The 11,897-nt window shown below is 52.3% G+C and carries 9 protein-coding genes; 8 read left to right on the forward strand and 1 reads right to left on the reverse strand.

What is annotated here, in order from left to right:
• Positions 1 to 14: 14 nt before the first annotated feature.
• Positions 15 to 1,679 carry an NAD+ synthase gene (locus CPA50_RS18470; RefSeq protein ID WP_096784025.1) on the reverse strand — a complete coding sequence of 555 codons (1,665 nt, stop codon included), beginning with the start codon at positions 1,677 to 1,679 and terminating at the stop codon, positions 15 to 17.
• A gap of 93 nt (positions 1,680 to 1,772) precedes the next feature.
• Here CPA50_RS18470 and CPA50_RS18475 point away from each other — a divergent pair, with 93 nt between their 5' ends.
• From CPA50_RS18475 to CPA50_RS18510, 8 genes are all read left to right on the forward strand, one after another.
• Positions 1,773 to 3,413: a sensor histidine kinase gene (locus CPA50_RS18475; RefSeq protein ID WP_096784026.1), complete on the forward strand. Its 1,641-nt coding sequence runs from the start codon at positions 1,773 to 1,775 to the stop codon at positions 3,411 to 3,413.
• 20 nt (positions 3,414 to 3,433) lie between these two features.
• Complete coding sequence (locus tag CPA50_RS18480) at positions 3,434 to 4,813, forward strand: sigma-54-dependent transcriptional regulator (protein ID WP_096784027.1); 1,380 nt, start codon at positions 3,434 to 3,436, stop codon at positions 4,811 to 4,813.
• A 126-nt stretch (positions 4,814 to 4,939) separates the two neighbouring features.
• The gene (locus tag CPA50_RS18485) at positions 4,940 to 5,512 is read left to right on the forward strand and encodes a GspH/FimT family pseudopilin (protein WP_096784156.1); all 573 of its coding nucleotides are present in this window, start codon (positions 4,940 to 4,942) and stop codon (positions 5,510 to 5,512) included.
• A gap of 163 nt (positions 5,513 to 5,675) precedes the next feature.
• Positions 5,676 to 6,164 (forward strand): GspH/FimT family pseudopilin, encoded by a 489-nt coding sequence (locus CPA50_RS18490; RefSeq protein ID WP_096784157.1) that lies wholly within the window; start codon positions 5,676 to 5,678, stop codon positions 6,162 to 6,164.
• Complete coding sequence (gene pilV / locus CPA50_RS18495) at positions 6,161 to 6,640, forward strand: type IV pilus modification protein PilV (protein ID WP_179397266.1); 480 nt, start codon at positions 6,161 to 6,163, stop codon at positions 6,638 to 6,640. The genes CPA50_RS18490 and pilV overlap by 4 nt, the downstream gene beginning before the upstream one ends.
• A 2-nt stretch (positions 6,641 to 6,642) precedes the next feature.
• A complete protein-coding gene (locus CPA50_RS18500; RefSeq protein WP_096784029.1) occupies positions 6,643 to 7,776 on the forward strand; it encodes a PilW family protein in 1,134 nt (377 codons plus the stop codon).
• Positions 7,773 to 8,303, forward strand: coding sequence for a PilX N-terminal domain-containing pilus assembly protein (locus tag CPA50_RS18505; RefSeq protein ID WP_096784030.1), 531 nt, complete (start codon positions 7,773 to 7,775; stop codon positions 8,301 to 8,303). Before CPA50_RS18500 ends, CPA50_RS18505 begins: the two co-directional genes overlap by 4 nt.
• Positions 8,304 to 8,375: 72 nt before the next feature.
• The gene (locus CPA50_RS18510; RefSeq protein ID WP_179397267.1) at positions 8,376 to 11,879 is read left to right on the forward strand and encodes a pilus assembly protein; all 3,504 of its coding nucleotides are present in this window, start codon (positions 8,376 to 8,378) and stop codon (positions 11,877 to 11,879) included.
• The last annotated feature ends 18 nt before the right edge of the window (positions 11,880 to 11,897 follow it).

Consider the following 11,897-nt stretch of genomic DNA (forward strand, 5'->3'; position numbering starts at 1 on the left):
CGCCCCCCCTTTAATTAGTTGCCGCTTTTCCAGCCACTGGTAATGGGATAGCGGCGATCCTTACCAAACCCCCGTTCTGTGATCCGAACTCCGATCGGTGCCTGCCGACGCTTGTACTCATTGATATCCACAAGACGGATAACACGGTTTACATCCACCTGATCGAAGCCTTCAGCAATAATTGCATCTGCACTGAAATCCCTCTCCACGTAGAGATTAAGAATCTCGTCCAGCACGTCATAGCCGGGAAGGCTGTCTTCATCTTTCTGATCCGGAGCCAGCTCTGCTGATGGCGGACGCGTAATAACCCTCTCGGGAATCACTGGCGACACTGAATTACGGAACCAGGCAAGACGAAACACCAGCGTTTTGGGCACATCCTTTAGCACATCAAACCCGCCAGCCATATCACCATACAGAGTGGAGTACCCCACGGCCATTTCGCTTTTATTTCCGGTTGTCAGCACCAGCGAGCCAAACTTGTTGGATAGCGACATAAGCAATACACCACGAATGCGTGCCTGCAGATTCTCTTCTGTAGTGTCAGGAGTCGTCCCTTCAAATGGCGCCGCAAGTGTTGCCATGAAAGATTCGTACATCGGCTCAATCGAATACACATCATACTGTACACCCATGGCCACAGCCTGAGCTTCCGCGTCTTCAAGACTGATATCCGATGTGTACCTGAAAGGCATCATAACGGCCCGGACACGCTCAGGCCCCAGCGCATCTGCAGCAATGGCCAGGGTTACGGCGGAATCAATACCGCCAGAAAGGCCAAGCACTACCGACTTGAAACCATTTTTATTTACATAGTCACGCACGCCGGTTACAAGCGCATTGTAAACGTTTGCTTCAAGCGAAGGCGTGTCAGGCAATAACTGAGACGCAGGCTGGCAATGATGGTCACAGAGGAAATCGACCGGAAACAGGCCATCTTTGAACTGGGGAGCCTCCACAGCAAGCGTGCCGGAATGGTCATAAACCATCGAGCCGCCGTCGAACACCAGTTCATCCTGAGCCCCCACCAGGTTTACATAGACAATACTCACGCGATTCTCGCGCGACTTGCGTTCAAGCAGCGCCTTTCTCCGCTCCTGCTTACCGATATCATAGGGTGAGGCATTCAGATTGATGATCAACCGCGCGCCTGCAGATGCAGAGTCTTCCACAGGGCCATCTGACCAGATATCTTCGCAAACGGTAAGGCCCACCGGCACACCACAGATCTCAACCACCGCCGCAGCCTTACCATCCGAGAAATAGCGTTTCTCATCAAAAACCTGGTAATTGGGGGGGAACCGCTTGAAGTAGCGACCGGTGACCTGGCCGTTTTCAATCACAACGGCGGCATTGTAAAGCAGGCCATCAACCCTCAAAGGTGCGCCAATAACGATTGCCGCGCCAATGTCTGCAGCTTGCAGCCGCTCCAGCGCCTCGCTCACTCTGAGATCCATACTGGGGCGCAGTAACAAATCCTCAGGCGGATATCCGGTAATGCAAAGCTCAGGAAAAACGACGATATCTGCCTGGAGCCCGGAGCAAGCTCGCTCCGCAGCGTCAATGACCAGCCCGGTGTTGCCGGGAATATCCCCAACCAGAAAATCAATCTGGGCCATCACAATCCGCAGCTTGCGGTGCGATGCATTAGAAAGCAGGGTGCGCCCGGAAACAGACATAAATTGGCTCCTGTAACTCATTGCCACGAAAAGGCTATTATAACCCTGCACAGACCCTGATTTCTTCCGCTCATCAACGGATTCCCGAAAAGCATGGCGACAGATACAGTATCGGCAGTCAGTACCGGCAAGAGAACCTCCGGCTTCCAGCAGGCTAAGCTGTTTCGCATCTATAACCATTACCGGGTTGTAATCAGCCTGGTTCTGGCCGCCCTGTTGTTTGTTGACCCTGTCAATTTTGATACCCGTTTCCGGATGCTGGATGACTACCAGTTTGGCGTACTGGGTTACCTGGCTCTGAACAGTTTTATTTCGCTCACCCTGCTGGCAGGCTTTCAGCCCAAAAACCGGCATATCACCTTATCAATCCTGCTGGACATCCTGATTCTGCATGGACTGTTACTTGCCAGCACAGGCGTAACCAATGGACTCGCAAACCTCGTTATCGTGTCCGTGGCTGCCGGAAACATTCTTACCCCCAGCCGAACAGGCACCTTCTATGCAGCACTCGCTGCGATCTGCTCACTCAGTATTTCAGGGTGGGCAGTACTGGTACTCGACGAATCCGCTGATGAAATCGTGCGGGCAGGCTCTCTGGGCATTCTGTATTTTGCCGCGGCATTTATCCTGCAGAACATTTCGCGAAGGATGATGAAGAGTGAAGCTCTCGCCAATAGCCGGGCACAAAGCATTGTGGAACTGGAACAGATTAACCAGCAGATTATCCAGCGCATGCGCACCGGCATTCTGGTGCTTGACCGTAACGACCATATCCGTCTGGCGAATGCTGCTGCTGAAGAGCTGCTATTTGGGATTCCCACAGATACGGAAGTGCCCGCCACGAAACTACGGGCCCTTCCACAACCACTCAAATCCGGGCTTGATGCCTGGTTAAAAAACCCCGAAAAGCGCACGGAACCCTTCCAGTCCGCGCCCACTTCGCCTCTGCTACAAGTCAACTTTACTCAGCTTGATCAGGAACGCGGAGACCAGATACTGGTATTTATCGAAGACATGAGCAAAGTAACGCAGCAGGCCCAACAAATGAAACTGGCCTCGCTCGGACGACTGACTGCCGGCATTGCCCACGAAATCCGCAATCCGCTCGGGGCCATCAGTCATGCAGCCCAGCTGATGGAAGAGTCTCCCCACCTCGATAGTGGAGACATTAAAATGCTGGATATTATCCGGCGCCACTCCCGTCGAGTGAACGGTATTATCGAGAATGTGCTCAGTCTTTCACGGCGTAAATCAGCCAATGCTGATATCGTTGACACAGGAAACTGGCTGAAGGAATTCAGAACAGACTTCCTCCAGACTCAGGAAAACGCCATACCTGCGACCATTGTGAAATTAAATGCCGTATCAGCCATACCCGAAGCGCGCTTCGATAAAAGCCAGATTGAACAGGTGATGGTGAATCTGTGTGATAATGGTTTGCGCTACTCCCATCAGCAAACCGGCGCACGCAGAATTGAATTGCGCGCAGGTGCCACTGCAGATGGAAAGCGAGCTTACGTGGATGTAAGGGATTTTGGCCCAGGTATACCTCCGGGCTCTCGCCACCAGATTTTTGAGCCGTTTTACACTACGGATAAAGGCGGTACAGGCCTTGGGCTTTATCTGGCAAAGGAACTGTGCGAGGCTAACCAGGCTCATTTATCCCTGGTGGATGACAACCAACCCGGCTGCTGTTTCCGCATTACCTTTGCGCCCCCAGGACGAATGATCTGACATGGAACCGAAAAAACAAGATGACCACTCACACAGCGCTGATTGTTGACGACGAACCCGACATCCGGGATCTCCTTGAAATTACGCTCACCCGTATGGGCATTAAAACCCTGACCGCTCCAGACCTTGGCAGTGCGCTCAAGCTGTTGGAACAACATACGCCGCAGCTCTGCCTGACGGATATGAACCTGCCTGATGGCAATGGCATTGAGCTGGTGCAGTGGATCCAGAAGAACCGGCCAGACACACCGGTTGCCGTTATCACCGCCCATGGCAATATGGACACAGCGATCGAATCCCTGAAAGCCGGCGCGTTCGATTTTGTATCCAAACCCGTTGAACTCCCAAGACTTCGTGAGCTCGTGAACAGTGCTCTGAAGCTATCGGAGCCAAGCCCGGAGATTAATGACGCCGGTGATGACCCAGGCCTCCTGCTTGGCAACTCCACACAGATTAAAAAACTACGCAACCAGACCCGCAAGCTCTCACGAAGCCAGGCACCGGTTTTTATCAGCGGAGAATCTGGCAGCGGTAAAGAACTGGTAGCGAGAATGATTCACCTTCAGGGCCCCCGCAGTGACAAGCCTTTTATTGCTGTTAACTGCGGAGCGATCCCTTCCGAGCTGATGGAAAGTGAATTTTTCGGGCACAAGAAAGGCAGTTTTACGGGCGCAGTTGAAAACAAGGATGGGCTATTCCGTTCCGCTGACGGCGGCACACTGTTTTTGGACGAGGTAGCAGACCTGCCTCTCGCCATGCAGGTAAAACTACTACGCGCCATTCAGGAAAAGGCTGTTCGCCCAGTAGGCGATACCAAAGAACTGCCTGTCGATATCAGATTACTGAGCGCAACTCACAAAAATCTGGCTGAACTTGTTCAGGAAGGGAGCTTCCGGCAGGATCTGTTTTACCGGATTAATGTAATCGAGCTTGCAGTCCCTCCCCTGCGGGATCGCAAGGACGATATCGGGCTTCTGGCCAACCACATCCTTGAACGCATTGCCCGGGAATACGAGTGCGACAAGGCAACGCTCACCCAGGACGCGATCAGCAGGCTGAAAGAGCACGATTTCCCGGGCAACGTGCGGGAACTGGAAAATATTCTTGAGCGCGCCTTCACCTTGTGTGACGCTGAAAAAATCAGCGCCTCCGACCTGCACCTTGGCAATGGCCTGCATAACGAGGCGGACAGCCTAAACGACGGAACTATGTCTGACACCAGCTCAGCCCTGGTACCAGAGGGGGACATTGATCTGGAAGGGTATCTGGAGTCTATCGAGCGCCAGGCCATTGAGAAGGCTCTGGAAGCGACTCGCTGGAACAAGACTGCAGCAGCAAAAAAACTCGGAATCAGCTTTCGTGCACTGCGATACCGCTTGAAGAAGCTGGAAATGGAGTGATCACTATCGCAAATGACGATCTGAATCCGTGCTCAAGAAGCTCGTTATATTTAAACTTTTAATCCGCTTTTCCCACAGGATGTGAAAAAAGCTGAAAACAGTATCAACCAACATGGAAGTTGAACAATGCAAACCCCAAAACTGTCTCAGGGATTTACCCTGACAGAGCTCGCCGTAACCCTGTTACTCATTGGTCTCCTGGCCGGACTGGCAGGCAACTCCTGGACATCTCTGGTCTCCTCAACCCGCCACGTCAGCGCCATTAACGAGACGCACCGGGTGTTTGCTTTTGCCCGCTCCTACGCCATTAACAAAAGAGTCCTGACGACGATTTGCCCACTATCCAGCTCAATGACCTGCACGGATGACTGGAACAAGCCTGTATCTGTATTCCCCGACGAAGATAACGACAAGCGCCCGGACGGCGGAAAGATCCACCGGATCAGTCACCTCGCTAATAGCAACCTGGATTTTTACTCAAGAACTGCTGGCAGGGGATACTTTCAGTTCTCACCAGACGGGATGAGCCACGGCACCATGGGCAGCCTGATCATCTGCTCCCGGTCAAGCAAAGACCCTGTCGAGATCAGCTACCTTGCTCTTAACATTGGGGGCCGTTTACGACATCTGCGTGATGACAATGGTGATGGGGTTATCAAGCTTCCATGGGGTGTCAGCCTGACCTGCCCAAAAACCTAGCGCCAGAAACAACCGGGAGCATCCAACAAAACAATGTGACATCGATCACACCCACAACTTATGGTTGCCGTTCGTTCATGATCTTCTACCGCTTGTCGCATACCCGGTGCATATCACCAGCAGCTTTGATCTACTAACTTCGGGCCTACCAGCAGGATAAAGCATGTTGAAAAAAGCAGCAGGTTTCACATTAATTGAACTGATAATAACCATGGTGATTCTCGCCATAGTCGCGATGGTCGCAATTCCCGGTTTTGGTAATTTGATTGAAGGCAACAGGTTAGTATCTGGCACCAATCTTTTGGCATCGTCGATTAAGTTCGCACGAACAGAAGCCATCAAACGCGGCACCAACGTCACCTTTAGCTCAGATGGTGGTTTGGGAACTGGCTGGTGCGTCCATACCGGAGATGCAACAGGAGATTGCGCCAACGATCAAATTCGAAGTTTCGAGTCACCGGGAAATTTGACGTTTAATCCATCTGTCGGCTTCGATCTCGTCTTCGACCGACGTGGCTTTCTGGTTCCACAAACAGCCCAGGCCTTTGACATCTACCCGGATAACTGCACCAGTGGGAGCAGTTCATTTCGGACAGTACGTGTAAGCCCGGTAGGAAGAACTGAAATTGACGATAACGGAGTATGCCCGTGACTCAAGCAATTCCTATGAAAACCAAGTGGCAGAGTCGCCAGATTTCCCTCAAAAAACAATCAGGCCTCGGCCTGATCGAAATTCTTGTCGCTGTTCTGGTATTGGGTATAGGCATACTCGGTGTAGCCTCAACCCAGGTCGTATCTTTGAAAATGAACTCTCAGTCACAAAGCCGGAGCCAGGCAGTTCTGCTTGCAGAAGACATTCTTGACCGCGTTCGGGCCAACCCCGACAACCCTGCGGCTTATGCCTTAGCCAACGGCAGCGCCAATGGCGGGGTATGTAACACAGCATTTGCTGCAAATGGCGGAACCGTGGCCGCGAATGATATTGCCGCCTGGGAAAACAGTCTGGCCTGCCTGCTTCCAGAGGCGGAGCGCACTATCACTGTGGCAGGCAATACAGTTACAGTCACCATCGACTGGGATCAGGATGATGCAACCATGATCCCCCTCGTCGTAAGGACAGAGATCTGACCATGAAAAAATCAACGCTCCCTTACGGTTTTAAACCTCGCAAGACCTCCAACCAATTCGGCTTGTCGATGGTCGAGCTACTTATTGCAATGGCTCTGGGCTTGCTGCTCACGCTGGGTGTAACCCAGATCTACCTCAGCAGCAACGAAACCTATCGCCAAACCCAGGGCTTTGCACACGCCCAAGAGAGTTCACGTTTTGTGTCAGCGATACTCACGCCGGCCCTGAGATCCGCAGGAAGTTTCGGTTGTCTCACTCAGGAGAGCCGACCTCTTGACAGCGAGATTACCCCTCAACTAAATGCTGATCTAAATCTAACGGTACCATTGGGGGAAGCACTGCGCGGTTGGGAATATACCGGCACAGGCCCCAATGACTCAATCACCCTTGCTGGCGGGGCGCTGGCAACGCCCGGTGCAGGAAATTGGGCGTCAGGTACAGCGGGCACTAATTTGCCTGCATCTCTTGCCGGTGATGTCGTAACCAATTCCGATGTGATCATTGTTAATGCGCTCACCCCCACTCCGGTAACCGTTAATGCCGTTACCGCGGTTGGCGGAAATAGCATAAGCCTGTCCAGCGCATCTGGCATTAATGCAAATCATGTGGTCCTCGCAACAAACGACAATAGCAGTGGCGCATGCTTCAGAGGGGAACTGTTCCAAAACGGTGACAATGCTACCGATAGCTCCGTCGCCATGCTCGCCGGCAATACATTCAACCTCAGTTATGGCCCGGAGACCCGGATTTATGAGTTTACTCAAATGGCGTATTACATTGCCGAAGGGACCAACCAAGAACCGGCACTTTTCCGAAGATTAATGACACCTCTTGAAGCACCACAAGAACTGATCTCCGGTGTAGAAACGCTTCAAATTCTTTATGGCATCAGAAACGCGACGGGGAGCAATAACGCTGCAGCCAATTATGTAACGGCAGCCCAGGTAACAGACTGGGACCGGGTAGTAAGCGTTCGGTTTTCCGTCATGACCCGAAGCCCTGACAATGTTCTTGATGAAGTAAACGATCGTAATTTTAATATGCTTGGCAGCGAAGTGACCCAAGGTATGGGCGGAGACCGGCGAGCACGCCTGGTATCCGTTGGTACAACAGCACTCAGGAGGATATTGCCATGAGAACTACTCAAGGATCACCAGAACTGACCAGATCTGCAGGCAGTCCTCCACGATTCCAACAGGGGGCCACACTTATTATCGCTCTCGTTATGCTGCTGCTGATATCGCTGCTCGCGATTGGTGGGATGCAAGGCTCTATTCTGCAGGAACGCATGTCGAGTAACGCACATGACGGTGCGATTTCATTTCAGGCGACTGAGGCCGCACTAAGACAAGCAGAGGCGGACCTGATGGGATCCATTGCGTCACGCACCGCAGCAGAAACGATCGCACCACTGGTAACGCTAGGAACACCAGCGGACTGGGATGGAGCAAACCCCGCACCCGCCGGGACAGGCGATGCCGGCGGCAATGTAAGCGCACAACCGGTTTATCATCACGCCAAGTTGTCAGAAGTTTTTCCATCGGGCGCGGAAACAGGAGGCGGCGGCGTCTTCGAACGATTTGAAGTTACATCCCGCGGGCAAGGCGGCACCGATGAAGCCATCACCGTGCTGCAGTCAACCGTACTATTACCTCCGCAATAAAGGTAATAAGAAAGTTAATCACAAGACGACAACGGTCACTATTTAATGCTGACTCGATATGGAGAGTTTGTCATGAGAAACGATAAGCAAAAGGGGCATAACAGCTCCCGTTTCACAAAGTTTGGTACATTTGCAGCCAGCCTCGTGTTGTCGCTATGCACCGTGCAGTCCGCACTGGCACAGGTCAACCTGTCCCAGGTGCCGCTGTTCCTGAAAGAGTCTGTCGACTCAAACCTCGTTTTTGTTTTTGACGACTCAGGATCAATGGGATGGAGATACATGCCGGATAGTCTGGGGGGCAGCGGCAGCAGGAATTACTATTACTCCAGTCACGTCAACAAGGTCTACTACGACCCAACAGTAACCTATCTGCCACCTTTCAAGCCAGACGGTAGTGGGCGCTTCCCTGATTCAAGCTACACCAATGCCTGGGTCGATGGTTTCAATCCATCCGGAGCCAGAGACAATTTAAGCAACAATATCCGGTTCGACTCGCTTGGTGCGATTGAGGAAGGCTTTTACATGCAGTTCAACTCCTCGCCGAGCTGCGACAGCAACCCGATGCAGGATAGTTGCTATACCCCTGTCCTTCTTAATACTGCCTCCGCCGACATTAAACAGAACTATGCAAACTGGTTCTCTTACTACAGTACACGTGCGCTGGCGGCAAAATCCGGGATCACGGAAGCCTTCTTTGACCTCCCCGAAACTATCCGCATTGGCTACGGAGCCATAAACGTCAATAACAATACAATCGACGGCGTGAACAATACCGATACTCTGGTGAGTGGTGTACGCACCTATGATGCGGCACGCCGCCAGCAATTTCTTACTTGGCTGCAGGGAAAAAATGTTAGTGGCGGCACTCCACTAAGGACTGCGTTGAAGGATGTGGGCGAATACTACTCCCGCGCCGACAACAGGGGGCCTTGGGGCGAAACACCTGGCACCAACGACAACACCGATCATATTGAGTGTCGCCAGAGCTTCGCAATCTTGATGACAGACGGTATATGGAATGGGTCTAACCCTGGCGTAGGAAATACCGATAACACAGCTGGCCCGTCCTACATTAACCCGGACCCGGATGGCGCCGATTTTACTTATAGTCCTGTCTCACCCTTCTCAGACAGTCACTCCAACACTTTGGCCGACGTTGCCATGGAGTACTGGAAAAATGATTTACGAACAGATCTGGACAACAAAGTTCCGCTTACATCCACGGACCCAGCGTTCTGGCAACACATGACAACATTTACCATCGGCATGGGGGTTGTCGGTGATGTAAGTGAAGCCGACGCACTCGCCGCCTTAGATCCTGCAAGTGGCATCACAATCACTTGGCCAAACCCTACAAACGGTACCGCGAAAATCGATGACCTGCTACACGCGGCAATCAATGCGCGAGGGGGCTATGCAAGCGCCCAGAACCCTTCTGAATTTACGGCTAAAATTCAGGGTTTTCTTGGCGATGTGATCGCCCGCTCTCAAACATCCGCCTCCGCTGCCGCTGTTAGTTCGGCTGTGCTAGAGACTGAATCCCTGGGCTTCTTCGCTGGCTTCCGAAGCGATGACTGGTCCGGAACACTGACAGGCTACAGTTTTTCTTTAGGTTCAGAAATCTGGGACGTTGAAGAAGTTCTTGCAAATACACCCCCGGCTAACCGCAAGCTGATTACCCATACAGGTAGTCAGGCCGTCGAACTAAAATTCAACTCTGCCGGAGACCTCTCAAACCTGTCAACAGCACAACAAAACGCGCTCAATGCTGACCCGACATTAAGTGCTTCTCAGGACAATCTTGGCCATAACCGGCTCGCCTGGCTTCATGGTGACAATACTGCTCACCCTACATTCAGGAATCGTCTGGTGAAAGATTCCGGTGGTGCAGACGTTCTCCGACTGCTGGGCGATATAATTAATGCAAACCCTCAGCTTGCGGGTAAAACCAATTACGGTTTTTCCACACTGGATGGCACTGAAGGCACCAGCTATCCCACCTTTCGGGCAGATTCATCTTATCAAAACAGAATTGATGCTCTCTATGTTCCGGCAAACGATGGCATTCTGCACGCCTTCAACAGTGAGACCGGCGAAGAGCTCTTTGGGTATATCCCCTCAGAACTGCTGCTTCCCTCCGGCTCAAATACATACGCTAGAATTTCGGAGCTGATGTCTCCTACCTATACCCATAAGTACTTTATGGACGGCACCCCCCGCATTCAGGATGCCTATATAGATAAAGACGGGGATGGTACAAAAGAGTGGCGAACCATTCTTTTGGGCGCAATGGGAGCCGGGGGTAAAACTATATTTGCCCTTGACGTAACAGATCCCGGATCTTTCTCTCCAGCTGATGACGTACTTTGGGAATTCAAGCATCCAAACCTTGGCTATGGAGTTTCGAACCCAAACATCTCGCGCCTGGAAAGCGGTCAGTGGGTCGCGCTATTCGGTAACGGCTATAATGGTAACAGTAATGAATCAAGCCTTTTCGTCGTTGACCTGGCAACCGGATCCCTCATCAAAGAGCTCAATACCGGGGCTGGCAGTACGGCGACTCCCAATGGGTTGGCAGAGGTCGGCACAGCGAGCTTTCCTGAATCCGACGCCATCACCCGGTACGCCTATGCAGGTGACCTGTTAGGCAATCTCTGGAGATTCAGCCTCACGGGCGCAGCAAGTGGCTGGGGTACAACAAAACTGTTCAACGCAAAGAGCCCTGCGGGATACACCCAGCCAATCACCGTCGCGCCCCGGCTTGCGATCAATCCCGATGCAAGAGACGAGTTGGTGATCGCATTTGGAACCGGCAGTTTTATGCGTAGCGGTGACGAAGGGGACTATGATATCCAAAGTCTCTATGCCATTTATGACAACCTTTCAGTGTCAGAGCTGAACCGTTCAGACTTACTTGAACAAACCATCACTCAACAGAAAAGCGTGGTTGTAGACAAGGCGTCCGGCAGCGGCACCAACAGCTTCACTGTACGTGACACATCCAATAATGAACTCACTGATGAAAAAGGCTGGTACCTCGACCTGGTGTACAATTCAAATCAGGTTGGCGAACGAGTCGTCAGTCAAGCGAGCTTTCCCTTCGGTATAGATCCGGACCGGATCCGCTTTACTACAATGATCCCGGATAGTGACCCATGTGGTAGTGGACTTACTGGCTTTATCATGGACCTGAAACTCACCTCAGGAGCACCTTCAGAAAGCCCGGTATTTGACCTCAATAGCGATGGAATTTTCGACACCGGCGACCTGATAAGCGACTTCGTTGGCGGCGGCACTGGCACTGGCACTGGCACTGGCACTGGCAATGGCACTGGCAATGGCACTGGCACTGGCACTACTGATGGAGGCGCACCCAGCGGCATCCAGGTAGGATATGGAGGCGAAATCCGCACCATCGCAACAACCGATGGCGAGACTGAAATTTTAATCCCTGGTCTCGACCCGACACAGCTTTCCCCAGAGGATCCTTTTGGAACTAACCCCTCAGGGTCAAGCCCTCTAGGGCTGCTCTCTGGCGGAAACCTGGGAAGACAAACCTGGGAACAGGTTCGGTAAGAAATAATCCAGATTGTG

It is taken from the genome of Marinobacter sp. ANT_B65, from assembly GCF_002407605.1.
Taxonomy (GTDB): domain Bacteria; phylum Pseudomonadota; class Gammaproteobacteria; order Pseudomonadales; family Oleiphilaceae; genus Marinobacter.

Excerpts from the sequence above, each read along its gene's own strand:
- CPA50_RS18470 (WP_096784025.1), bottom strand. The coding sequence starts at position 1,679 with ATGTCTGTTTCCGGGCGCACCCTGCTTTCTAATGCATCGCACCGCAAG.
- CPA50_RS18475 (WP_096784026.1), top strand. The coding sequence starts at position 1,773 with ATGGCGACAGATACAGTATCGGCAGTCAGTACCGGCAAGAGAACCTCC.
- CPA50_RS18480 (WP_096784027.1), top strand. The coding sequence starts at position 3,434 with ATGACCACTCACACAGCGCTGATTGTTGACGACGAACCCGACATCCGG.
- CPA50_RS18485 (WP_096784156.1), top strand. The coding sequence starts at position 4,940 with ATGCAAACCCCAAAACTGTCTCAGGGATTTACCCTGACAGAGCTCGCC.
- CPA50_RS18490 (WP_096784157.1), top strand. The coding sequence starts at position 5,676 with ATGTTGAAAAAAGCAGCAGGTTTCACATTAATTGAACTGATAATAACC.
- CPA50_RS18500 (WP_096784029.1), top strand. The coding sequence starts at position 6,643 with ATGAAAAAATCAACGCTCCCTTACGGTTTTAAACCTCGCAAGACCTCC.
- CPA50_RS18505 (WP_096784030.1), top strand. The coding sequence starts at position 7,773 with ATGAGAACTACTCAAGGATCACCAGAACTGACCAGATCTGCAGGCAGT.
- CPA50_RS18510 (WP_179397267.1), top strand. The coding sequence starts at position 8,376 with ATGAGAAACGATAAGCAAAAGGGGCATAACAGCTCCCGTTTCACAAAG.